This window comes from uncultured Rothia sp. (assembly GCF_916715725.1).
Taxonomy (GTDB): domain Bacteria; phylum Actinomycetota; class Actinomycetes; order Actinomycetales; family Micrococcaceae; genus Rothia.
The window spans coordinates 138,648-161,431 of the sequence record NZ_CAKAPD010000001.1 but is presented as its reverse complement, the minus strand read 5'-3'; the positions used below and the strand labels follow the sequence as shown (position 1 = coordinate 161,431).

Below are 22,784 nucleotides of genomic sequence, written 5' to 3'. Positions count from 1 at the left end.
TCCGGGGTTCGCCGGGGGAGCGTCTCATATTTCTGTCATACTGGTGAAATTTCTGACCGTACCCCCGAACCGTCAGATAAAGGTCTTGTATCATGGCATAGAGAGTATTTCGCGTTGAAGGGGAAGAAGCACCATGCCCGAGAATCAGAGCAAGCCCGCCACGGTACAGTCCGCCCAGAGTGAGGAGCGTCCTCAGATTCTGGTGATCACCGGTATTTCTGGTGCAGGCCGCAGCACTGTCGCAAACGTACTGGAGGATGAGGGCTGGTACGTTATCGATAACATCCCGCCGCAGATGCTCGGTTCCCTGGCTGAGCTGGTGACCCGTGACGGTGCGCGAGTGCCGAAGGTGGCGCTCGGCATTGACGTTCGCGCCCGCGCACTGTTCTCCGATCTTCCCGCTGCGATTGAGACTCTGCGCAAGTCCGATATTGACTTCTCCATGCTCTTTCTTGACGCCAAGGACGAGACCATTATTGCCCGCTACGAGGCTCAGCGCCGCCCGCACCCGCTGCAGGGTGAGGGCCGCGTCCTCGATGGTATCCGCGCTGAACGCACTCTCTTCGAAGGTCTGCGCCTCGCTTCTGACCGCACCATTGACACCACCGGCATGAACGTTCACGAGCTGGCTCGTACCGTGCGTGAAATGTTTGCTGAGGGTGCGGATAAGAAGCTGAACCTGACCGTGATGAGCTTCGGCTTCAAGTACGGTGCGCCGTCGGACGCTAACTACATGGCTGATATGCGTTTCATCCCGAACCCGCACTGGGTTCCGGAGCTGCGCCCCCTGACCGGTCAGGACGCCCCGGTGCGCGACTACGTGCTGGAGCACCCCGGTACCGAGGAGTTCATCAGCAACTACCTTGCGGCTCTTCGCCCCGTGCTTGAGGGCTACCGCCGTGAGGGCAAGTACTACGCCACCATCGCAATTGGCTGCACCGGTGGTAAGCACCGTTCCGTGGCTGTGACGGAAGAACTGGCTCGTCGTCTCTCTGCTTTCGGTGAGCTGAACGTGAATGTTCAGCACCGTGACAAAGGCCGCGAGTAAGTTCCGCCCGGCGCGTCCCAACCACCGCGTCGTGTTTCATTAGCCGCCGTCCGGCCCCGCACACCGTGGGGCCGGCATACCATTCCTTCCGGGTATGTGAGGTATTACTATGTCCACCCATTCGACCAGTTATGACACTCAGGGTATTCCGCGCCTGCCGGCTCTGCCGACTCAGGCGTTGCGCCTGTTGAAGACCACGCACCGTTCGCCGAAGGTCACGGCGATGGGCGGCGGCCACGGGCTGTACGGTTCCCTGTCTGCGCTTCGCCACGTCACGCCTGATTTGACGGCTGTTGTGACGGTTGCTGACGATGGCGGCTCGTCGGGTCGTTTGCGTGAGGAGATGGGTATTCTCCCTCCGGGAGATTTGCGTATGGCGCTTTCTGCGCTGTGTGATGACACCGATTGGGGTCGCACGTGGCGTGATGTGATGCAGCATCGTTTTAGCGCGCCCGAGGGGTACGAGGGTGAGTTCCCGCTGGATTACCATGCTCTCGGTAACCTGCTGATTGCGACTCTCTGGCAGCTGCTGGATGACCCGGTTGCCGGTCTGGACTGGGCGGGTGCCCTGCTGAATGCGCGCGGCCGCGTGCTGCCGATGGCGCTGGATCCGATGGTCATTTACGGCACCGTGCTGCGTGAACATAATGGCGGCGGTATTGAGCGTGTGAAGGTGGTCGGCCAGGTGAACCTCTCGAAGGAGGAACGCGTTCACGATATTGGTCTGACCCCTGAGAATGCTCGCCCCTGCCCGGAGGCGCTCTCCGCTATTGAAGAATCGGACTGGATTGTTTTGGGTCCGGGTTCTTGGCGTACGTCGGTTCTGCCGCATCTGCTGTTGGATGCTCAGCGTGAGGCGATTATTCGCACGGAGGCGCGCCGCTGCGTGGTCATGAACCTCTCCGACGATAAGGAGACGGTCGGCTTCACCCCGGCGACTCACCTGGACCTGTTGCGCCAGTACGCCCCGAAGCTGCACCTGGACGCCGTAATTGCTGACGCTGACATGCAGGCTGATCACCGTTCCGAGCTGGAGCGTGAGGCTTCCGCGATGGGTGCGAAGGTTGTGTGGGCGCATCTGCGTTCGAGCTCCCAGCCGAATGTGCACGACCCGCTGAAGCTTGCGGCTGCGTATAACGAAGCGTTTGAGCTGAGCTCTTAGAATCACCGCTGAGGCTGCTATTTTGGCGCGCCCATTTCCCGAAGTTATAGACTCTTAGACACTACGCCCAGAAGGACCTGTTCATGGCATTAACCACGCTCGTTAAGGACGAACTCGCCAACTACGAGGCAACGAAAGTCTCTGCTCGTAAGGCAGAAATCTCTACGATTCTGCGTTTTACCGGAGGCCTGCACATTGTCTCGGGGCGAATCGTGGTGGAGTCTGAGGTCGACCACGAGGCAACCGCCCACCGTATGCGCCGCACCATCGCGGAGATTTACGGCCACGACTCTGAGCTGACCAGCGTCAGCGGTGGTGGTCTGCGTCGAGGCGGCCGCTACATTGTGCGTGTGGATCACGGCGGTGAGGCGCTGGCTCGCCAGACCGGTCTGCTGGATCTGCGTGGACGCCCGGTGCGTGGCCTGCCGCCGGCCGTGGTGAACGGCTCTCTGCAGGACGCCGAGGCGGTCATGCGCGGTGCGTTCTTGGCGCACGGTTCGCTGACTGAGCCGGGTCGTTCCTCCTCCCTGGAGATTACCTGCCCCGGTCCGGAGGCGGCGCTTGCGCTGGTGGGTGCGGCTCGTCGCCTGGACATTATTGCGAAGGCACGCGAGGTGCGCGGCACGGACCGTGTGGTGGTGCGTGACGGCGAGACGATTTCGCAGCTGCTGGAGCGTATGGGCGCGACCGGCACTCTGACCACGTGGCGTGAGGCTCGCACCCGCAAGGAGGTTCGTGCGACTGCGAACCGTCTGGCGAATTTTGATGATGCGAACCTGCGCCGTAGCGCTCAGGCGGCTGTTGCGGCGAGCGCCCGCGTGGAGCGTGCCCTGCAGATTCTGGGTCATGAGGCGCCGGATCATCTGCGCTATGCCGGTGAGCTGCGTGTGCTGCATAAGCATGCGTCGTTGGATGAGCTGGGTCGTCTGGCTGATCCGCCGATGACGAAGGACGCGATTGCGGGCCGTATTCGTCGCCTGCTGGTGATGGCTGATAAGCGTGCTTCGGAGCTGGGTGTTCCGGGTACTGAGCTGCCGCGCGAGGACTAAGCGAAGGCTAGATTCTGCTCTTAAACGGTGCGGGTAGCTCGTGTGGCTGGGGTGTTTGTGACGGTTTTATGACAAACCAAACCCCTCCGTTTTTGAACAAAAACCGCATATTTTTCAAAAATGAGCCTGTGGATGGCCCCTTTCGCGTTGTGCGAGGGGAGTTATCCACAGGTTCTTTGCGTGCCCTCGTGCGTTCGCGCGCGTGAGCCTAGGGTAGGGGTATGACGAGCATGACCCCCAACCCCGACCAGAACGCTGTACAGAGCCCTGTGCAGGATAGTGCAGCCCAGCAGGGCGGCACACCTCAGCAGGGCGGCGCGCAGCGTAGCGCCCGCTCCCTGATGAACAGCCTCTACCGCAGCCCCCGCGCCCGCAAGAACGGTGCGCCGGATGCCGAGGACACGGTGCCGCTGGCAATCTCAACTGAGGTAACGCCAGCGGAGGTGCCTGCCGAAGAAACACCTGCCGAGCCCGCGGCATCCCAGCCGGAGTCGAATGGTTGGGCTGACTGGGATCAGCAACCCGATTGGAACGAGGTGGACGATTGGGCGGAGTGGGAGCAAGCCGATCAGCCCGGCACCACCCGCAGTACCCGTTGGGGCTTGTCGCCGCGCGTGCTGCTTCTGGTGGCGGTGTTGGCGTTGGTTGCCGTGGTGTGGGGTGTGACCCAGTTTTCGGCGGCGCCGCGTGCAGAGCAGGTCGCCTCCCCGAGTGCTTCCGCCGAGTCAGTGCAGGCGGTGGGTGCCCAGCAGAGCCCCGCCACTCAGTCCGCTGCTCAGGCCACTGCTCAGCCGAGTGAATCCGCGCAGGGTGGCGCCTCCGGTGAGGCTACAGTGCGGGTGCACGTGGCGGGTGCCGTGAACAATCCCGGCGTGTACACGCTGCCCGCGCAGGGTCGTGCCGTGGATGCGATTGCCGCCGCCTCCGGTGCCGCCGCGGATGCTGACCTGGACCGCGTGAATCTTGCCGGTGCGCTCAGTGACGGGGTGCAGATTTATGTGCCGCATCGTGGTGAGACGGCTGCTCCGGCGCAGATTCTGCCCAATGGCGGCACGGCGAATGCGGGTCAGGGTACCGCGGCGAATGGCGCCTCCCAGAACGGCGCAGCTCAGAATAATGCCCCTCAGCCTGCGCGCACGTTGACTTCTTCGGGGAACGCGCAGAAGGGCTCAACCCCGGTGAACATTAACACCGCCACCGCTGAGGAGCTACAGAGCCTGCCGCGTATTGGTCCTGCGATGGCTCAGCGCATTATTGCTTGGCGTGAGGCGCACGGCGGCTTCCGCAGCGTGGATGAGCTGGATGCGGTGCCCGGCATCGGCCCGTCGATGCTGGAGAATCTGCGTCCGCTGGTGACGGTCTAATGCTTGCGTGGAACCGCCGGGAGTCTGCGCCGCAGGGGCGCCCCTCGCGGGGCAAGCGGGTATCTTCGCGAAAACCCGCCGCACTGCAAAAACTTCGTACACCTCAAAAACTCAGCGCACTGCAAAAACTCAGCACACCGCGCAAACGCACGGGGCAGACAGGGGAGCGGGAGCTCTTTCCCAGCTCCTCGCGCCTCACCCGGTCCGCGGCTACGGCGTATGACCGTGCCCGCTACCGCTGGAGCATCGGCGCTGAACGGTGGCGTACCCGCCGTGACGAGCAGGAGCTACGCGCCCAGGGAAGCCTCATTCACCTGGACCTTCGCCTGAGTTTCACGGTGCTGGCGCTGTGGGCGTTTACCGCGGCGGCGCTGACCGTGGGCACGTGGCGGGTGGTGCATCCGCTGGCGTGTGTGCTCATTGCTCTGCTGGGGTGCCTGGCGATTCTGCTGTTCTTTCCGCCGCGTGTGGTGATGCCCTACAGTCTGCTCTTTCGCACGACCGGTCAGCTGGTTTTTCTGGCGTGTATTGTCACGGTTCAGGCGGTGCTTTTGTGCGCTACGGGGGTGGATGCATCCCGCGCCACACTGCAGCAGGCGCAGGGTGCTTCGCTTCGTCTGAATGGCACGGTGGAGCAGGTTCGCCGCGTGGATCCGCGTACTACTCTGGTGGTTATTAAGCTGGAGGAAATTCAGGGGCGGAGCGTGCGTGCGCTGGTGAATGAGCGGGTGCGCGTGTATCGGCGTGACGGTTCGGCAAAGAGTACCGCGCAGCGGCTGGAGGCACGTTCGGAGGCGAACTCGGCGGCTAAGCACCAGGGGAGCGGTACCGCGCGCTCGCAGGCGATTTATCCGGGCATGAGGGTGACCGCCCTCGGCACGGTGGAGTTCAATGGTTCCACGGCGAAGCTGAGCGGCGCAACTATTTTTCCCGCGCCCGCCTACGGTACCGGGTCGAACACTGCCACCCGACCTGCGGAGGAGCCGTACCTGTCCACGCTCAAGGAGCAGTTGCGCATCCGCGCCCTGGACACCCTCGGCACGGAGTCGGCGGCACTGGTTTTGGGCACCGCCTACGGGGATGATTCGCTGATGAGTTCCACCGCGCGGGAGGAGTATAAGCTCAGCGGGCTCAGCCATATTACAGCGGTGTCCGGGGCGAATATTGCCATTGTGTTTTTGGGTGCGTACCGGCTGGTGCTGGCGATTCGTCCGTACCGTTTCGCTAGCGCATACCTGCTGTTCCGTTCCTGGATGCAGCGGTTGCGGGGGAGAGGCACGGGTCGTTCTCGCCGCCCCGCCCGACCCCATCAACTTGCCCAGCGTCAGCAATCTACCCCGCCAAATGCCCACGCTCTGCCGCCTCTCGTGCACCGGCTGAGCACCCTCGCCATTCCGCACCGCGTCATGGTGCTGTGCGGGGTCGCGGCGGTGCTCGCCTACGCCATGCTGCTGGACTCTGAGGGTTCCGTAATTCGTTCCCTCGCCATGGGTCTGCTCGGTGCTTACGCGATGCTACGCGGTTCGGGTCGCCAGTCTTTGGCGGCGCTGCAAACAACGGTGCTGATATGTCTGCTTGCCGCCCCGCACCTCGCCGTGGATATGGGGTTCGCCCTGTCGGTAACGGCAACCTCCGCGCTGATTCTGCTGGGCCCGCCGCTGATTCGTCTGCTCATGCGCGTCATGCCGGTGTTCTGCGCGGAAATGCTCGCCGCACCCATCGTGGCGTCCCTGTGGTGCACTCCGCTGATTTTGGCGATGAGCGGTAAGGTGCCGCTCTACTCGGTTCCGGCGAACCTGGTTGCCGCTCCTTTGGCGCCGCTGAGTATGCTCGCCGGGCTGGCGGCGCTCGGATTCATGCTCCTGGGTCTGCCCACTGCGGCGGATTTGTGTCTGCGTGCCGGTGGCCTTGCCGGGCAGGGCATCGAGTGGGCGGCACACACTGCCGCGCACGCGCCGGGTAACCCGTGGGAGCCCGGTTCGAGCGTCCCGGCGGTGGTGTGTAGCGCCCTCTGCGTGCTGGCGTTGAGCGTTGCCCTCTGGTGGGTGGATGCGCGCCGCTACCGTGCGGTCACGCACCGGCAGTATTTGCGGGTGGTACCGCGCACCGCGCCCTCCCATCAGCCCGCCCGTTCCTAACCGACTAACTGCGGGCATCTAACCGTGGGCATCAACCTCTGACCGACTACCCCTAACCACCGCTAGGAGGCATCTGAGAAGAAAACGCTATGATGGATACTCGAGACTCTACCCGCGCAGCACCCCCGTGTGCAGCGGGGCCGAGTTCAGCCCGTACCCTGCAGATAAAGGCGAGTGATAAGCGTGTCCGAGCGTAAGCGTTCAACCCAGCGTGGTGGTTCCCGAGGCTACGCCCGCCGAGGCGGCCCCGCCCTCGACACCGCGTGGCGTACCGTCACCCCGGCACCCGCCGTCATGCTCTACGGCCCGGAGGAGTACTTCGCCTCCCGCGCTGCGGCACGCCTGCGTGAGCTGTTCCGCAGCATCCACCCGGAGGTGGACCGCGTTCAGATTAACGCCGCCACCTACACGGCGGGGGAGCTGATCCTGCACGCTTCGCCCTCCCTGTTCGGTTCGGCGAAGATCATTGAGGTTGAGAACGTCGCCTCCATGAGCGACGAGTTTTTGACCGATACGCTCGCATACCTGAACGCCCCCGAGCCGGACATCATGCTCATTCTGAACCACTCGGGCGGTAACCGCGGCAAGAAGCTCATCGACCTGGTCCGCTCCCAGTTCGTGCTCATCAACTGCAAGGCGCTCAAAACCGACCGGGAGAAGAGCGAGTTCTTGGCGGGGGAGTTTGCCGCAGCTCAGCGCCCGATTACCGGCGGGGCCCTGGCCCTGCTGACTGCCGCCGCCTCTGACACTGCGGAGCTTGCCGCCGCATGCCAGCAGCTGCTCTCAGACGTACCCGGCGACATCACCGAAGAGGCGGTGAACCGCTACTACGGCGGCCGCACCGAGGTCACCGCGTTCCGTGTGAGTGACGCCGCGATTTCCGGTAACGCCCCGGAGGCTCTGCGTCTGCTCCGCCACTCCCTTGCCACCGGTACGGAGCCGATTCCGATGCTGGGTGCGCTCGCCATGCGCATCCGCAATATTGCGCGCGTGCACCACGTGCGTATGAGCGCTAACGAGCTGGCGCGTGAGGTGGGTATGTCACCGTGGCAGGTTGAGCAGGCTCAGCGTGACGGCCGCCGTTTTACCGGCGCCCAGTTGGCGCATATTGTGCAGCTTCTGGCTGATGCGGACGCGCAGCTGAAGGGCGAGTCGCAGGACGCGGTGTATGCGGTGGAGCAGGCTGTTTTGGCGATTGCTCTACCTCCGCGCCTGTAGTGCATAATAGAGCCCATGCTCGAAATTCTGAAGAAAATTTTCTTTGCCCTGCTGCCCTTCCTGCAGAAGGCGGCAGAGGATGCCCTCAACGACGCTACTGCGTCTAAGGGCGGCTCCGAGTCCTCCCAGAAGAGTGAGTCCCGCAAGGATGAATCTCGTCAGCGTGAATCTCGTCAGGGTGAGGCTCGTACCTCCGGCTCTTCGGCGCCTAAGCCGAGCGCCCCGAAGTCTTCCTCGGTAAAGTCCTCGGCACCTAAGCCTTCCGCACCGGCTTCGACCGGCGCATCCGACGGTTCGGATTACCCGGGCGATTACCGCGACATGATCAACTTTGAGTACTCGCCCTCCCTGGACGGCGACGCTGACCCGGGTGAAATCGTGTGGACGTGGGTTCCCTTCGAGGAGGACCACTCGCAGGGTAAGGACCGCCCGGTGATTCTGGTGGGTCGTGACGGTGAGTACCTGCTGGCGCTGATGATGACCAGCAAGGATCACAATAACCGTGAGCACGCTGATTCGAACTACCTTGATATTGGTTCGGGTCCGTGGGATCCGCAGGGCCGCGCTTCTGAGGTGAAACTGAACCGTGTGATTCGTGTTCGCCCGGATTCGATGCGCCGTGAGGGTGCGATTATGCCGGAGGATACGTTCCGCCTGATTGAGCGTGCGTGGACTCGCCATAACGGCTAACGTCCTGTGCCGGTAGTTTCACCGGCGACCGGTGCCGATTATCTGCGCCGGATGTGGAGGCTGCGTGTAGCGGTTTTCACAGTATTTTTCTCTCCGCGAGGGTCTGTCGTGGAGGCTGTTCATCTGGTATTATGTGTGGTTGAGTGTCCGATGGTCATCGGGCACTGCTGGCCGGTTGCCATAGGCATCCCCACGCCGCTCAGTCGATGATCGGCCAGCGTCGCCCTCACCGACCAATAAGACAAAACAGAAAGTTTAATTGTGGCTAACATTAAGTCTCAGAAGAAGCGTATCCTCACCAACGAGAAGGCTCGCCTGCGCAACAACATTGTAAAGTCCGAGCTGAAGACCGCGACCCGCAAGGTCAAGGCTGCTGTTGAGGCACAGAACAAGGAAGCTGCTGTTGAGGCTCTGCGTTTTGTGAACCGTAAGCTGGACAAGGCTGTTTCCAAGGGTGTTCTGCACAAGAAGACCGCTGCAAACAAGAAGTCCGGTCTTGCTGCGCTGGTAAACAAGGCTTTCTAATGTGAGAGCGCACACCTAACAGGTGTGCAAACTATATGAACCCCCGCATTTCCTCTAGCTGACTAGGGGAAATGCGGGGGTTCTTCTTTTTTATGCCAGGTTAAATACTGGTTCATTTTTGGGGTTTACTGGTTTCAAAGTGGGGAGTAAATGGGGACCAAATCTAGCCCGCCAGCCCCTCCAACGCTTCTGCAAACGCCGCCTGCCGGTCACGCGCCACATACGCCGATAGTGTTTGCGTCTCCGAGGCGTGACCGAGCGTGCCGCCGCCGGCTCGCCCGTGCTGATCTAGAATAAGCGGGACGAAGCCGCCGCCTTCACCGTGACAGATGGTGCGGATGAACAGCATCTGGAAGCTGTGACTGATGAGCTGGAGTCATCCCAGCGGTGTGGCTTCGAGGCGCAGGCGTTCAAGGAACATAACGGGTTTATGGCAGAAAGGGGGTTCGCTTCTGTGGATGGTCAGTATCCGAAGAAGATGGGCTCTTCGCGGCGTTCCCGGCGTAAGGGGCTGCCCGAGGTGCAGGAGTGGCAATGGCCGCCACCCGGTGTTGAGACTGTTCCGCGTGCTTCTGTGAAGGTGCCCGAGTATCGGCTGACTGATGAGGATATGCGGCATATCTGGAAGGCGAGCCGAACGGGCTAGATGGTGGGCATCGTCCTGAGAGTACTCATCGGAATAATGTGAAGTTCCCTCCGGGGTGGACGAAGCAACGGGCACGAGAAGCTGTGCAAAAGCTGCTAGATTCTCCTGACATGGTCTCTGTTAAGTCCTACGGGAGTGGGACGGCTGGGGTTAAGCTGTTAGGGGTTATAGACGATCTTCTTTTACATGCCCGTCTTGAGATTATCGGTAGTCGCACTATACTTCATGCTGCTTTTCCGATGAAGGGGGTTGATTGTCGAGCTAATTTGGGTGATGCTGGGGTAGAAGTACTTGCGCCTTTAAATATCTCCTCGGATATTAGAAGGCTCCTACAGGAAAATGAGTGGAAGCATGTGGGTTAAAGATATCGACGTTAGTCCCCGGCAGGCGTATTATGCTGAAGACTCTGCTACTACTTTTAACTGGGCTTTGACCGATACGGAAGAAGGCGGGCATTACGGTGTCGGCTTCTCCGGTTATGAGCGGATGCAAGCGGAAGAGAACCTTATGGTGTCTTCGGATAATGGTTACCCTATGGATCCTGAGCTGTACGTAGATTTCTTGCTAAGCTACCCGTACATTAATTGGTTGAGTAATGACGGTCATGAGAAGCGGCTGGTAGCGGCGGTGCGGAAGCTGAATAAGCGTCCTGAAATCGCTGCCGAGTACGCCCGCCGCGGCATCAAGCCCGTAGAAGGCCCTATTCCCTTCCCCCCGAACTCACCCCAGCAACGACAACTAGCCAACCCTCACAGGGGGGCACCCCCCTTTTGCTATGCCACAAAAAACATACGCTACTGAAGAGTTCGACTATGAGGCTCATCCAGACCTCCTAGAGCGTTAGATTTATATAATTAGAAGCCCTGTGCACGGTGCGCGTGCACGGGGCTTTTGTGTACCCATTTTTGAGTTTTCCACTGTACGCAGCGGCACCACCCGCCCGGTGACGAAACCGCTTGCGGGTCGCGGGGGAGCCCGTATAGTGGGAACTATCGGTGGTACCGCACACCGCCCGCGCCTATCTTTAGCGTTCTAAGCGGCGTCTCACATAGCGCCGGTGTGGGTACACATTTTTGCATATTATCAGGAGGTTCCCCATGAGTAGCGAGATCGCAGAAGAAGCTTACGATTATCGTGAAGACCCTGAGTATTGGCGTGCTCCGTTCGATTTTACGAAGCCCACGTTTGACGTAAATACTCCGGAGGGGTGGATGCGTGCTGAGTTGATGGGGCGTTCTTTTAATGCTCCGGCTGCGCGCCCCGGTGCCGAATATGAGTGGGGTTTAGCAGAGATTAAGCGTAGGTATGAAGCTAAGGAATTCCCATTCGACGATAGCGAAGTAACCCTTTTGTATCGTGAGAAGGTAGCTAATGGTGAGTTGCCGGATGTTTATGCTGGCACTCCATACGATTTGGCGCTTCTGCCTTTCTAAAACTTGCGGGGTACGTGAGTACCTCTCTGGTTGAGAGACCCCCTGCATTCCCCCTCCTCTAAGGGGAATGCAGGGGGTCTCTTTTTCGTGTATACTTGGGCTCAAGGAGCTAAACGACCCCTCTGAAACCCTGAGCCTCACCTCTTGGTGTGGCAATAATGCTTGGGCGGCCGCGGCTTTATGCTTCGGTCTAGAGGACCGTTCGGGGGCGTCACTGGCTAACTCCTCATAACTTTTGTGAAAGGCATCCTGCTAAGCGCGGGGTGCCTTTTGCTATGCCCAGAAGGAACCTAAAGCTGAGTGAAGCGCCGTTCTTGTCGTAAAGAGAAGAGGCAACATCTAGCAAAACCTTTTTCAAAATAGTGAGTAAATTGTGACTATTTGCTGCTCATGCTGATGATTGGGAGGTGGAGCCCGCAGCCTGCGACCCATTGGAGTAGTAGCAAGTCAGTAATACAAAGACAACTGACGAAATAGGAAGATAGATTTTCATGTACACTTGGGGTTAAGGAGTTAAACGACCCCTCTGAAACCCTGAGCCTCACCTATTGGTGTGGCAATAACGCTTGGGCGGCCGCGGCTTTGTGCTTCGGTCTAGAAGACACCGGAGGCACCACCGGTTAGCTCCTCATAACTTTTGCGAAAGGCATCCTGCTAAGCGGCAGGGTGCCTTTTGCTATACCCGAAAGGAACAAAAATGAGCGAAGCACCTGTCACCGAAGCAAAGGTTGAAGAGACTACTGAAACTACGCCCCCGTGGGAGCGTGACGGTGAGACCTTTGATCCTGAGCGTGCGTGGAAGCTGGTTCAGAATTTGAAGGCTGAGCTGGCGGCTGTGAAGGCGAAGCAGGCAGAGGTTCCTGAGCCTACTGTTGCTGAAGAGCCCACGCAGGAACCTGAAGCTGAGGCTGAAACCTCTGAGCCGCAGGATGATGCTACCGCACAGATTGCGTCCCTGCAGGCTGAGCTGGCGCGCGTCAAGGCACTCGCCACTGTTGGCCTATCCCAGGACTTCGCACCCTTTGTACCGGGTGCGACCAGCGAGGAAATCGAGGCGAACCTCGCGACCTTGCAGGAGCTCATCAGTGATGCCGCAAATGAGAAGACTGAGGCGGTCCTCGCAGCGGCACCGAAGAGCCGAGGCATGGCGCCGAACCACCCATACCTTTGTTGAAGCGCTACGGTGAGAATGGGTCGGGACGTACATGGTTTAGGGGTCTTTCTCCTGATGAGATTGCAGATGTCCTTTTATATACTGTGAAAAATACTGAGTTTATGAAGAGCCCGGATAACCGACACCAATATATTGCAGTTGTAGACGTTCCAAAGATAGGCCTTGTAAGAGTTGCCGCAAAGCTTGCAAAGGATCCAGAATATCTAGGTAAAATAGATGTGTTGTCAATTTTCCCTATAAAAACCTGGTAAAAGGGGTAAAGCATGGAAGAAGAAATCATCGCAAAGTATCTTCTAACTATGCCGATGCCTGATATTAGTCGTAAATGGGTGGGAGAATATGCCCGGACTGAGGAATGGGACCAAGCTATTATTGCTGCGGTCAGTTGCTTTTTAAAGCAGGGGGCACATTTCCCGAAGGTTGTTTTGAAGTACTTAGATTTTGAGTATTTCGATGATAAGGATTACGCGAGGATTCGGGAACTTGCTACTGAGGATTTTGATTACGAGGCCCACCTTGATTTGTTAGAGCGTTAGGATACTGCGAAAGCCCTGTGCGCGGTGTTCTTGTGAGGGGCTTTTGTGTACCCATTTTTGAGCTTCCACTGTACGGAGCTTTTACCCAATTGAGGAAGGAAAATAACATGCAGGATTGGCAAAAAGCTAAGATTCTGTCTGCTGTTATGCTTTCTCGGCACTTGGAAGAGAAGACGCGAGCATTTGCAGAAAATTTTGACCGAGGCGGTGAATGGGAGTTGTCTCTATCCTGCGTTATTGGTGATTTTGTAAAGAATCAGGTTACTTTTCCGTATGATGTTGCACGAATAGCTAATCATGGCTGGATGCCCGATGATTTAGTGAAGAGCATGTGGACTTACGCTACTGAAGAGTTCGACTATGAGGCTCATCTAGACCTCCTAGAGCGTTAGATTTATATAATTAGAAGCCCTGTGCATGGTGTGCGTGCACGGGGTTTCTTTATACCCAGATTTCCGGAGGCGCCCGCCCGACTCTTTGACGCTTTCGCCAAGCCCGCCTCCACAGAACAGCCCGCGAAGAAGGGCCGGTAGAGACTGGTACCGAGAAAAGAGTTCAGATTAGGATATTGCTTTCTGCTGGAGTCCAATATGCTCCACTATGGCTTCATTCTGATTACCCCGAGGAAAAAGAGGTTTTGCGGGATTATTCTTTTGGGTGGCCTGAGTATTTGAAATTGTTGGGACCTGGGCAGTAGCAACATATTTTGGCTCGTCATGGTGAAGGTGGGAATGCTCCTACTACATTTGGCACGTTAGATCCGGGGGATATAGCTATTCTTCTGTTAGGTATAGTTCAAACTCCTAGATCTGAATGGGAACCCGGGAGATTTCCCGAGACGTATGTAATCACGAAAGAAATACCCAGAATAGGAAAAATCTTAGTTGCTGTAAGTAAAGAAGATGATAAACTGAAGGTCGAATCGATTTATCCGTTTAGGTAGTCTGGGCGTGAATGTATATGCTAGATTGGGAAGAAGCTAAGGTCATTTCTGGGTACATGGTTTCTCTTCCTATCGCGCGCAAAGATAAGTGGGCTACTCACTTTGATGCCGTGGGGGAGTGGGAAATGTCTTTGTCGTGCTCCGCTGCTGATTGTGTAGAAGCTGGGTTGTCGATGCCGAAAGATGTTTTAGAGAAGGCAAACTTAGGGATTATCCCGGAAGACATTTTATCTTCCATTCAGAAACTGGCTACTGAAGACTTCGACTACGAGGAACATATAGACTTTCTCGACCGCTAGATTTTAGGTGTGGCAAGGCCCTGTGCACGGTGTGCGTGTGCGGGGCTTTTGTGTACCCATTTTTGAGTTTTCCACTGTACGCAGCGGCACCGCCCGCCCGGTGACGAAACCGCTTGCGGGTCGCGTGGAAGCCCGTATAGTGGGAACTATCGGCGGTACCGCACACCGCCCGCACCCTAGCAATAGTGCCGTATAGACGGCACCGGGGGAGTGAGCACCGCCGATACACACCACACAACCACCGACCACGAGCTAAGGACAATGATGAGCCAGCCGAACTTCCCTCCCGCCCGACTCTTTGACGCTTTCGCCAAGCCCGCCTCCACAGAACAGCCCGCGAAGAAGGGCCTGCTCGGCAAGCTGCGCCTGGGCGAATCCTCCGAGGAGGACAACTACACGACCGTCATGCTGGTCGGTTTCAACTCCGCGAAGGAACCCCCGGGCAACGGTGAGGACGCCCTCGACGTGATTCACCGCGCGTTCGACCCGTGCGATGAGAGCCCCGGCTTCGACATGGACGACTTCTACGACTATGCTTCCGTCGCCCCGCAGCTGCAGAACAGCGACGACTCCGAATCCACGGTCCTGGTGTGGCCCAAGATGTTCTACAACATGGTCACCATCCCGGAGCGCCGACTGCGCCTGCTCGTGGTGACCGGCCCCGCCCCCAGCCTGTGCCTGCAGCGGTTCATGACCCGCTTCTTCAAGTACGTAAAGAAACTCCACGTGGACCACGCAATCTTCGTTGAGACCTTCGAGGATCAGGTGGCGCACACCCGCCCGTACCCGTACACGCTGACCACTTACGACGAGAAGCTGGCGGCAATCCCCGGTATTCTGCACGAGTATTTCACCGGTTCTACCTCGGTGACGATGGCAATGTCTGCGCTCGCCGCTGAGCACGGCCTGTCCTCCTCGGTCATGCTGCGTATGAGCATCCCGGGGTATCTGAGCTTTGACCAGCAGAACCCGCGTGCGGTCGTGAGCCTGATCGAGGCGCTGGAAGTCATCCTCGGCATCAAGGTCGATTCGGAGGAGTACGACCGCCTGCGCACCCACGCTGATGAGTGGGAGGCGGAACTCGCCGAAGAAATGGCGAAGGACTACGAGAAGGTTGAGCTGGTGCGTGAGATTGAGCAGAAGATGGATTCGACTCTGCGCACTGTCTCCGGTGAGGTGATTGCCGAGGATATTGAGGGCTACCTGGATTCCCTCAGCGGCGCCTCCGAGGGTGAAAACCCTGCAGATGGTGGTGTGGATTCCGGGGAGGATTCTTCGGAACGCTAGGTCCGTTCGCACATATGGCGCGGGTATGGGAAAATGATAGGTAACTATGCCCATACCCGCAGCCAGCATCTCGAAAGGATGATGTGATTGGCACCCATGTCGAAGAACCCGCCCGTTCCGGCGGCGACCGACCCCGCGATTATTCGCAACTTCTGCATTATCGCCCACATTGACCACGGTAAGTCCACCCTCGCAGACCGTATGCTGCAGGCCACCGGCGTGGTTGCCCCGCGCGATATGAAGGCGCAGTACCTGGACCGCATGGACATTGAGCGTGAACGCGGCATCACCATTAAGTCTCAGGCTGTGCGCATGCCCTGGGATGTTGACGGCACCTCCTACGCGCTGAACATGATTGACACCCCCGGCCACGTGGACTTCACCTATGAGGTGTCCCGTTCCCTGGCTGCGTGTGAGGGTGCGCTTCTGCTCGTGGACGCCGCCCAGGGCATTGAGGCTCAGACTCTGGCGAACCTGTACCTGGCGATGGAGAATGACCTGACCATCATCCCGGTGCTGAACAAGATTGACCTGCCCGCGGCTCAGCCCGATAAGTACGCTGAGGAGCTGGCGAACCTGATTGGTTGCGAGCCTGACGAGGTTCTGCGCGTATCGGGTAAGACCGGCGAGGGTGTTGAGGCTCTGCTGGACCGCATTGTGGAGGCGATTCCCGCCCCGCAGGGTGACGCATCCGCCCCGGCGCGTGCCATGATTTTTGACTCGGTGTACGACTCCTACCGCGGTGTGGTCACCTACGTGCGTGTTGTGGACGGTAGCCTGCAGCCGCGCCAGAAGATTAAGATGATGTCCACCGGCGCTGAGCATGACCTGCTCGAAATCGGCGTGATTTCCCCTGAGCCTGTGCCTTCTAAGGGCCTGGGCGTGGGCGAGGTGGGTTACCTCATTACCGGTGTGAAGGACGTCCGTCAGTCCCGTGTGGGTGATACCGTCACCTCCGCCGCCAAGCCCGCCGAGGAGTCCCTGGGCGGTTACGAGGACCCCAAGCCGATGGTGTTCTCCGGCCTGTTCCCGATTGACGGTTCGGACTACCCGGCGCTGCGTGACGCGCTGGATAAGCTGAAGCTCAACGATGCCGCACTGATTTACGAGCCGGAAACTTCTGCCGCTCTGGGCTTCGGTTTCCGCTGTGGCTTCCTGGGTCTGCTGCACCTGGAGATTGTGCGTGAGCGTCTGGAACGCGAGTTCAACCTGGACCTGATTTCGACCGCGCCGAACGTTATTTACGACGTGGTGGACGAGGCTGGCAACGCTAAGCGCGTGACCAACCCGAGCGAATTCCCCGAGGGTAAGGTCGCGACGATTCGCGAGCCCATGGTGGCGTGTACGATTATTGCCCCGAGCGAGTACATTGGCGCGATTATGGAGCTGTGCCAGGCTCGCCGCGGCCAGATTGGCGGCATGGATTACCTCTCCGAGGATCGTGTGGAGATGCGTTACCGCCTGCCCCTGGCAGAGATCGTGTTCGACTTCTTCGATCAGTTGAAGTCCCGTACCCGCGGTTACGCGTCGCTGGACTGGAAGTTCGACGGTGAGGAAGAGGCCGACCTGGTGAAGGTCGACATCCTGCTGCAGGGTGAGAAGGTGGATGCGTTCAGCGCCATTACTCACCGCGATAAGGCGTACTCGTACGGCCTGATGATGACTTCTAAGCTGCGTGAGCTGATTCCTCGCCAGCAGTTTGAGGTGCCGATTCAGGCGGCTATCGGTTCGCGTATTATTGCCCGCGAGAATATCCGCGCGATGCGTAAGGACGTTCTGTCCAAGTGTTACGGTGGCGATATTTCGCGTAAGCGTAAGCTGCTGGAGAAGCAGAAGGAAGGCAAGAAGCGCATGAAGATGGTCGGTCGTGTGGAGGTTCCTCAGGAAGCCTTCATTGCGGCACTGTCTTCGGGCGAGGAGAAGGAAAAGAAGAAGTAGCCTTCTCAGCTTCGTAGCTTTTCCGGCTGTGTGCCGACCTGTTTGTGTGGAGAACCCGGCTGGTGCCTCGTGTACCGCCGGGTTCTCTGCACGCTGTCTGTTGATGCCGCCCGCCATATTATTGATTCACGACCCGTACACCTAGTTCCAGGAGGCAGAATGCCCGCCCAGCCCACCGGCGCCCCCGCACCCCGCGACGGGCGCATCCCCGCCACCAGCGCGGCAGGATGCGAAACCCGCGACTTCAGCCTCTACGTACACATCCCCTTCTGCTCCGTACGCTGCGGCTACTGCGACTTCAACACCTACGCCACCGAAGACTTCGGCAACGGTATCGGCCTGGGCACCTACGCCGACGACGCCATCGCAGAAATCCTCTTCGCCGCCCGCACCCTCGAGGCATCCGGCGTCGCAAAACGCCCCATGCACACCGTCTTCTTCGGAGGCGGCACCCCCACCAAACTGCCCGCCCGCGACCTCGTACGCATCCTGCAGGCAGCCATCGACGTATTCGGCCTCGTCGAAGGCGCAGAAGTCACCACCGAAGCGAACCCCGACTCCGTCACCCGCGAAGACCTGCAGACCCTCAAGGACGGTGGCTTCACCCGCGTCTCCTTCGGCATGCAGTCCGTCGTGCCCGAGGTGCTACAGGTACTCGACCGCACCCACACGCCGTCGAACGTACCGAAGGTCGTCGCCTGGGCCAAGGAGGTCGGCCTGCAGGTGTCCGTGGACCTCATCTACGGTTCGCCGGGGGAGAGCCTACACCAGTGGGAGCGCAGCGTTCGCGCCGCAATCTCCTACGAGCCCGACCATATTTCCGCGTACTCGCTGATCGTGGAGGACGGCACCAAGCTTGCCGCGCAGATCCGCCGCGGCGAATACACCATGCCAGACGAAGACCTCATGGCGGACATGTACCTGCTCGCCGAGGAGCTGCTCACCGAAGCCGGCTACAACTGGTACGAGGTGTCCAACTACTCGCGCAGCGAGGACACCCGCAGCGACCACAACCTCGCCTATTGGCGCAACCAGGACTGGTGGGGCATCGGCCCCGGCGCGCACTCGCACGTGAACGGTACCCGCTGGTGGAACGTGAAGCACCCGGTGCCCTATGCGCAGAAGGTGCGTGCGGGGGAGTCCCCGGCGGCGGCACGTGAGGTGCTGGACACTGCCACTCGTGCTTTTGAGACGATTATGCTCATGATCCGCGTGCGTGAGGGTTTGGCGATGCGCGAGCTACTCGCCGTGCACGATGAGGCGCAGCTGGGCGCCTCCCTGCGCTGGCTGGTTTCTCAAGCTCTGATTGAGCCTGATGCTTTGAATTCTCAAGCTGAACCTGACCCTGAAGCCCACGTGCGACTAACCCTCAAGGGTCGCCTGCTGGGCGATGCGGTCACCCGTGAGCTTCTCCCGGAGGTCTCGGAAGAGCACGAGGAGCACTAAGAAGCATTGGTCTGACAAGGGGCTTTTCAATCGGGGCGGCGTTCCGGTTCTGGTCTGTCGCAGCTCCACTTGATGCTTTTCTCTGACGCAGCCTGCGAATGGCGTGCGCCCCGGTATTGCCGTAATATTTCGGTGATTTCGGGGCGTTTTTGCGGGTCTCAAAAAACTTTTAAAAAAATTTTTCGGGGCTATTTGGAGGGGATTTAGGGGAGCATCACACCTTACACCGGCGTGCTAATTGTTCGCATTTGTGCTGGACTAGCCGAAAGAATTTTCCACTCCTTCATACCGCTTTTAGAGTGCGTATTTTTCGATTACTTTCCTTAGAAAAAATTCTCCAAAACACCCAATTTCAAGTTGTGGTTGAAGGTTACGCTGTGCCATAATAGGTCATGGCAGGACGGTATATGTCTAACAGCGTGTTCTCGTCTTTGCTGAAGTTGAGTGAATACGGTTGTGGGCTCCTGGTAACAGGGGCCCACGATCGTTTAACAACGATTATCTACAGCACCATTCGGTAGAGTTTGCGGTAATTCACGCGCACTAGGCAAAGAAGCCCCGGAAGAAAATCCCCAGCAGGGCAGCTGCAGCCCCAACCGGCAACATAAACCTACGAATACAGCAGCAGGCACAACCCAACGTGCCAGCGCCTCCGCCAGTAGGCTTTAGAACAGCAGTACTTAAACGTAGAACGCCCCGCACACAACGTGCGGGGCGTTCAAACGTAAAAGCTATCAGCGCGGTTCTGAGACAGCGCGGTTTAGAACCGGCAGTTCTTAGGACTCTGCGGATTCTGCGTTCTCGGTGGAGTAGAAGCGGTCCAGCAGGCGCGGGTTAATGCGGTAGCTGTACGGCTCACCGCGGTTCACCTCAATACCGGCACGCAGCGACGCAATAGCCATGAACAGCCACACGAGCGCACCCAGAACCATGGCAATGTTGCCCATGCCGGGCAGGAACGACACAACCCACAGCACCACCAGAGCGATGGAGGGCAGCAGGGTGAAGTTCATTGCCTCGCGAGCCTCCTGCTCAGCGAAGGGCGCGTTATTGCGGCTGACGTAGAAAACCGCAGCGGAGGGGATGATACCGAGAATACCGCCGAAATGCGCGAAAGTCGCGCGGTTGCGGTCCTGAATCACGCTAATCTTACGGGTTTTCTGAGGCCCGGTTGCCGGGCGAACATCGTTAGTCACGAAAATCCTAGTTCGATAGAAGTTTCTTGTGGCGGTCACCGAAGCCGGTGGATTCACCCCTGACGAGGTGCTTCGTTTGAGCGGTGGTGACCTAGAGTGTAGTGATGTCGCGGCACAGCCCGCGGGGGCAATGCCACATGCTCAACCATTGTACCGCTTTAGGGGACAAAACCCACAGGATAATGCCCTCGAGGGAAGGGTTCTGAGCAAATTCACACCTGCGCCCGCAGACGGGGGCGCAATAGCGGGTTTCGGGTGCGGTTAGGCGCCCGGCTCGGTGAGAAAATCGATGAGCGATTCGACCGGACCGAGCAGCGTCGGATCCAGGTCAGCGTAGGAGTCAACGCGGGAGAGGATGTGCTTCCACGCCTGCGCCACATCCGCCTGCGTTTCGTGCGGCTGACCCAGACGACGCAGCGTGCCCTTCTTGAAATCCTCACCGCGCGGAACCTGCGGCCACGCCTTCAAACCCAGCACCGAGGGCTTGACCGCCTGCCAAATATCGATGAACGGGTGACCCACGATCTTCACGTGCCCGGCGGCACCCGGCACAGCCAACGCCTCCGCAACAATGCGCTGCTCCTTCGTGCCCTCAATCAGGTGGTCGACCAGAATACCCAGGCGGCGGCCCGGGCCCGGCGCGAACTCACGAATAGCACCGGCGAGATCATCCACGCCGTGCAGCGGCTCCACAACAATGCCCTCAACGCGCAGATCGTGGCCCCAGACCTTCTCCACGAGCTCGGCGTCGTGCAGACCCTCAACCCAGATGCGGGAGGCGCGCGCCACCCGAGCCGGGGCGTTCTTCACCGCAATAGAACCGGAACGAGAAATCGTGCGCTTCGGCTCCTTCGCCGCTACCGGGGCGACAATCTCAACGGGCTCACCCTCAATCATGTAGCCCGGACCCAGCGGAAAATTCTTCACGCGACCCTTCGCGTCCTCGAGTCCGAAGAACAGGGCACCGCCGATGCGTTCAGCCTTCACGACCTCACCCACCCAGCCGTTAATATCCTCAATCAGCAGGCCGCGGCGCAGCGGCACCTTACGCGGAGGCGGCGCCTGGCGGCTCATGCGGGCGGCGTTTAGATCCTGGGCACCCCAGCCGTAGGGGGAGTGGTGGGTACTCAACGTATTCTCCTTTGGGGCGGTAGGGGCAGCAGAGCCAGTAGGGGCGGTGACAGCGCCGGAACCGTGAGACAGAACAATCAGACGGAACCGTGAGACAGAACCGGCGGGGGAACTAAAACGGGGTTCGGGGCGCACCGCAGATTAAGCGGATAGCGGGAGCGACCCCCTTTCAGCCTAGCCATTGTATCGGGTCGGGGGTGGTATCCCCTAGAATTGATACGACCATTGTTGGCGGTGCACTCATCGAGCACCGCCATCGTCTCGAGAGGAAGGAAACGCATGAGCCACTACGATACTCTCGGCGTATCGAACGACGCCAGCCCCGAAGAGATCAAGAAGGCGTACCGAAAGAAGGCACGCCAGCTGCACCCGGACGTGAATCCCTCCGAGGACGCAGCCGAAGAGTTCAAGCGCGTCACCCTCGCCTACGAGGTGCTCTCCGACCCCGAAAAGCGCCGCAACTATGACACCACCGGCGACGAACAGGGCCGCGCAGGCTACCCCGGAGGCGGCGGCTACCCGGGCGGCGGATTCAGCGGCTTCGGCGGTTTTGAGGACCTGCTGAACATGTTCACCGGCGGCGCGGCAGGTGCCCGCGGCCCCGCATCCCGCATGCGTCAGGGCCAGGACGACCTGATTACCGTCTCCATCAGCCTGCAGGATGCCGTGTTTGGTGTTGAGAAGACTATTGAGCGTCGCTCCGCCGTGACCTGTAAGTCCTGTAACGGCGAAGGCACCGCAGAGGGCACCCAGCCCGAAACCTGCACCACCTGCTCCGGTCACGGTTTCATGCAGCGTCGCGTGCAGTCCATCCTCGGTACCGTCATGCAGCAGGTTGAATGCCCCGACTGCCACGGCTACGGCACCGTCATCAAGACCCCCTGCCCTGAATGTCACGGTCAGGGCCGCGTACGTGAAGACGTTCCGCTGACCTTCAACGTTCCCGCCGGTGTGCACGACCAGGCGCGTATCCGCCTGCGCGGCAAGGGCGAAGCAGGCCTGTACGGTGGCCCCAACGGCGACCTGTACATTGACCTGAACGTCAAGCGCGACAAGTACTTCAGCCGCGAGGGTGACAACCTGGTCACCACCGTGAACATCCCCATGGTCGCGGCGGCGCTGGGCACCACCATCCCGCTGAAGACCTTCGACGGCGACCAAGAAGTTGCGATCCCCGCAGGCACTCAGAGCGGTGACGTGATCACCCTCAACGGCCTGGGCGCAACCGTGCTCGGCACCGAGCGTCGCGGCGACCTGCTGGTGCGTATCCAGGTGGTCACCCCCACCGATATGACCGAAGAACAGCGTGAACTGCTGCGCCAGTTCGCCGCCCTGCGCGGTGAATCCCTCACCGAAGGTTCGCAGGTCAAGCACCGCGGCGGTCTCTTCTCCCGCCTGAAGGACCAGTTCAAGTAGGATCCCTACACCAAGCTGAGGATGCGGCGGGTGCGGTACTCAACCCGCACCCGCCGCATTCCTGTCAGCACAGCACTGTACGCGCCCGCGCTAAGCTGCGCACCCATTTCACACGCCACCCGCACACTACCCACGCTTTCAAACC

21 protein-coding genes are annotated in these 22,784 nt (G+C 59.5%); 19 read left to right on the top strand and 2 right to left on the bottom strand.

Annotated features, from left to right (window positions below):
- Window positions 1-133: 133 nt before the first annotated feature.
- From rapZ to hemW, 18 genes are all read left to right on the top strand, one after another.
- On the top strand, window positions 134-1,048 hold the full coding sequence (gene rapZ / locus QZ822_RS00610) for an RNase adapter RapZ (protein ID WP_102033761.1): 915 nt from the start codon (window positions 134-136) through the stop codon (window positions 1,046-1,048).
- Window positions 1,049-1,157: 109 nt separating this feature from the next.
- Window positions 1,158-2,210 carry a uridine diphosphate-N-acetylglucosamine-binding protein YvcK gene (gene yvcK / locus QZ822_RS00605; RefSeq protein WP_012903503.1) on the top strand — a complete coding sequence of 351 codons (1,053 nt, stop codon included), beginning with the start codon at window positions 1,158-1,160 and terminating at the stop codon, window positions 2,208-2,210.
- 83 nt (window positions 2,211-2,293) lie between these two features.
- Complete coding sequence (gene whiA, locus QZ822_RS00600) at window positions 2,294-3,259, top strand: DNA-binding protein WhiA (protein WP_005505961.1); 966 nt, start codon at window positions 2,294-2,296, stop codon at window positions 3,257-3,259.
- A gap of 221 nt (window positions 3,260-3,480) precedes the next feature.
- A complete protein-coding gene (locus QZ822_RS00595) occupies window positions 3,481-4,623 on the top strand; it encodes a ComEA family DNA-binding protein (RefSeq protein ID WP_294641817.1) in 1,143 nt (380 codons plus the stop codon).
- Between the two features lie 338 nt (window positions 4,624-4,961).
- Window positions 4,962-6,761 carry a ComEC/Rec2 family competence protein gene (locus QZ822_RS00590; protein ID WP_294641815.1) on the top strand — a complete coding sequence of 600 codons (1,800 nt, stop codon included), beginning with the start codon at window positions 4,962-4,964 and terminating at the stop codon, window positions 6,759-6,761.
- Between the two features lie 183 nt (window positions 6,762-6,944).
- On the top strand, window positions 6,945-7,979 hold the full coding sequence (holA, locus tag QZ822_RS00585) for a DNA polymerase III subunit delta (protein ID WP_005505965.1): 1,035 nt from the start codon (window positions 6,945-6,947) through the stop codon (window positions 7,977-7,979).
- A 15-nt stretch (window positions 7,980-7,994) separates the two neighbouring features.
- A complete protein-coding gene (locus QZ822_RS00580; RefSeq protein WP_294641814.1) occupies window positions 7,995-8,669 on the top strand; it encodes a type II toxin-antitoxin system PemK/MazF family toxin in 675 nt (224 codons plus the stop codon).
- A 261-nt stretch (window positions 8,670-8,930) separates the two neighbouring features.
- The gene (gene rpsT / locus QZ822_RS00575; RefSeq protein ID WP_049349792.1) at window positions 8,931-9,194 is read left to right on the top strand and encodes a 30S ribosomal protein S20; all 264 of its coding nucleotides are present in this window, start codon (window positions 8,931-8,933) and stop codon (window positions 9,192-9,194) included.
- A 358-nt stretch (window positions 9,195-9,552) separates the two neighbouring features.
- A complete protein-coding gene (locus tag QZ822_RS00570) occupies window positions 9,553-9,840 on the top strand; it encodes a hypothetical protein (RefSeq protein ID WP_294641811.1) in 288 nt (95 codons plus the stop codon).
- Between the two features lie 351 nt (window positions 9,841-10,191).
- Window positions 10,192-10,641, top strand: coding sequence for a hypothetical protein (locus QZ822_RS00565; protein ID WP_294641808.1), 450 nt, complete (start codon window positions 10,192-10,194; stop codon window positions 10,639-10,641).
- A gap of 296 nt (window positions 10,642-10,937) precedes the next feature.
- Window positions 10,938-11,273 (top strand): hypothetical protein, encoded by a 336-nt coding sequence (locus QZ822_RS00560; RefSeq protein ID WP_049341900.1) that lies wholly within the window; start codon window positions 10,938-10,940, stop codon window positions 11,271-11,273.
- 697 nt (window positions 11,274-11,970) lie between these two features.
- Window positions 11,971-12,447, top strand: coding sequence for a hypothetical protein (locus QZ822_RS00555; protein ID WP_294641806.1), 477 nt, complete (start codon window positions 11,971-11,973; stop codon window positions 12,445-12,447).
- A 263-nt stretch (window positions 12,448-12,710) separates the two neighbouring features.
- Complete coding sequence (locus QZ822_RS00550) at window positions 12,711-12,983, top strand: hypothetical protein (RefSeq protein ID WP_049345449.1); 273 nt, start codon at window positions 12,711-12,713, stop codon at window positions 12,981-12,983.
- Between the two features lie 107 nt (window positions 12,984-13,090).
- Window positions 13,091-13,375, top strand: coding sequence for a hypothetical protein (locus tag QZ822_RS00545; RefSeq protein ID WP_294641802.1), 285 nt, complete (start codon window positions 13,091-13,093; stop codon window positions 13,373-13,375).
- Between the two features lie 568 nt (window positions 13,376-13,943).
- Complete coding sequence (locus QZ822_RS00540; protein WP_294641800.1) at window positions 13,944-14,225, top strand: hypothetical protein; 282 nt, start codon at window positions 13,944-13,946, stop codon at window positions 14,223-14,225.
- 264 nt (window positions 14,226-14,489) lie between these two features.
- Window positions 14,490-15,512, top strand: a complete 1,023-nt coding sequence (locus QZ822_RS00535) for a PAC2 family protein (RefSeq protein ID WP_294641798.1) — start codon at window positions 14,490-14,492, stop codon at window positions 15,510-15,512.
- Between the two features lie 87 nt (window positions 15,513-15,599).
- A complete protein-coding gene (lepA, locus tag QZ822_RS00530) occupies window positions 15,600-17,450 on the top strand; it encodes a translation elongation factor 4 (RefSeq protein ID WP_070678332.1) in 1,851 nt (616 codons plus the stop codon).
- A gap of 159 nt (window positions 17,451-17,609) precedes the next feature.
- Window positions 17,610-18,896 carry a radical SAM family heme chaperone HemW gene (gene hemW, locus QZ822_RS00525; protein ID WP_294641796.1) on the top strand — a complete coding sequence of 429 codons (1,287 nt, stop codon included), beginning with the start codon at window positions 17,610-17,612 and terminating at the stop codon, window positions 18,894-18,896.
- Between the two features lie 776 nt (window positions 18,897-19,672).
- Here hemW and QZ822_RS00520 read toward each other — a convergent pair.
- Together QZ822_RS00520 and QZ822_RS00515 are read right to left on the bottom strand one after the other, a co-directional pair.
- Window positions 19,673-20,092 carry a DUF4870 domain-containing protein gene (locus QZ822_RS00520; RefSeq protein ID WP_294641794.1) on the bottom strand — a complete coding sequence of 140 codons (420 nt, stop codon included), beginning with the start codon at window positions 20,090-20,092 and terminating at the stop codon, window positions 19,673-19,675.
- 261 nt (window positions 20,093-20,353) lie between these two features.
- The gene (locus QZ822_RS00515; RefSeq protein ID WP_070691614.1) at window positions 20,354-21,223 is read right to left on the bottom strand and encodes a DUF3097 domain-containing protein; all 870 of its coding nucleotides are present in this window, start codon (window positions 21,221-21,223) and stop codon (window positions 20,354-20,356) included.
- 279 nt (window positions 21,224-21,502) lie between these two features.
- Here QZ822_RS00515 and dnaJ point away from each other — a divergent pair, with 279 nt between their 5' ends.
- On the top strand, window positions 21,503-22,639 hold the full coding sequence (dnaJ, locus tag QZ822_RS00510; RefSeq protein WP_049337409.1) for a molecular chaperone DnaJ: 1,137 nt from the start codon (window positions 21,503-21,505) through the stop codon (window positions 22,637-22,639).
- The last annotated feature ends 145 nt before the right edge of the window (window positions 22,640-22,784 follow it).

Coding starts and splice junctions, on each gene's coding strand:
- QZ822_RS00565 (WP_294641808.1), top strand. CDS start 10,192: ATGTGGGTTAAAGATATCGACGTTAGTCCCCGGCAGGCGTATTATGCT.
- whiA (WP_005505961.1), top strand. CDS start 2,294: ATGGCATTAACCACGCTCGTTAAGGACGAACTCGCCAACTACGAGGCA.
- QZ822_RS00580 (WP_294641814.1), top strand. CDS start 7,995: ATGCTCGAAATTCTGAAGAAAATTTTCTTTGCCCTGCTGCCCTTCCTG.
- yvcK (WP_012903503.1), top strand. CDS start 1,158: ATGTCCACCCATTCGACCAGTTATGACACTCAGGGTATTCCGCGCCTG.
- dnaJ (WP_049337409.1), top strand. CDS start 21,503: ATGAGCCACTACGATACTCTCGGCGTATCGAACGACGCCAGCCCCGAA.
- QZ822_RS00560 (WP_049341900.1), top strand. CDS start 10,938: ATGAGTAGCGAGATCGCAGAAGAAGCTTACGATTATCGTGAAGACCCT.
- QZ822_RS00545 (WP_294641802.1), top strand. CDS start 13,091: ATGCAGGATTGGCAAAAAGCTAAGATTCTGTCTGCTGTTATGCTTTCT.
- QZ822_RS00550 (WP_049345449.1), top strand. CDS start 12,711: ATGGAAGAAGAAATCATCGCAAAGTATCTTCTAACTATGCCGATGCCT.
- QZ822_RS00535 (WP_294641798.1), top strand. CDS start 14,490: ATGAGCCAGCCGAACTTCCCTCCCGCCCGACTCTTTGACGCTTTCGCC.
- QZ822_RS00595 (WP_294641817.1), top strand. CDS start 3,481: ATGACGAGCATGACCCCCAACCCCGACCAGAACGCTGTACAGAGCCCT.
- rapZ (WP_102033761.1), top strand. CDS start 134: ATGCCCGAGAATCAGAGCAAGCCCGCCACGGTACAGTCCGCCCAGAGT.
- QZ822_RS00555 (WP_294641806.1), top strand. CDS start 11,971: ATGAGCGAAGCACCTGTCACCGAAGCAAAGGTTGAAGAGACTACTGAA.
- QZ822_RS00540 (WP_294641800.1), top strand. CDS start 13,944: ATGCTAGATTGGGAAGAAGCTAAGGTCATTTCTGGGTACATGGTTTCT.
- hemW (WP_294641796.1), top strand. CDS start 17,610: ATGCCCGCCCAGCCCACCGGCGCCCCCGCACCCCGCGACGGGCGCATC.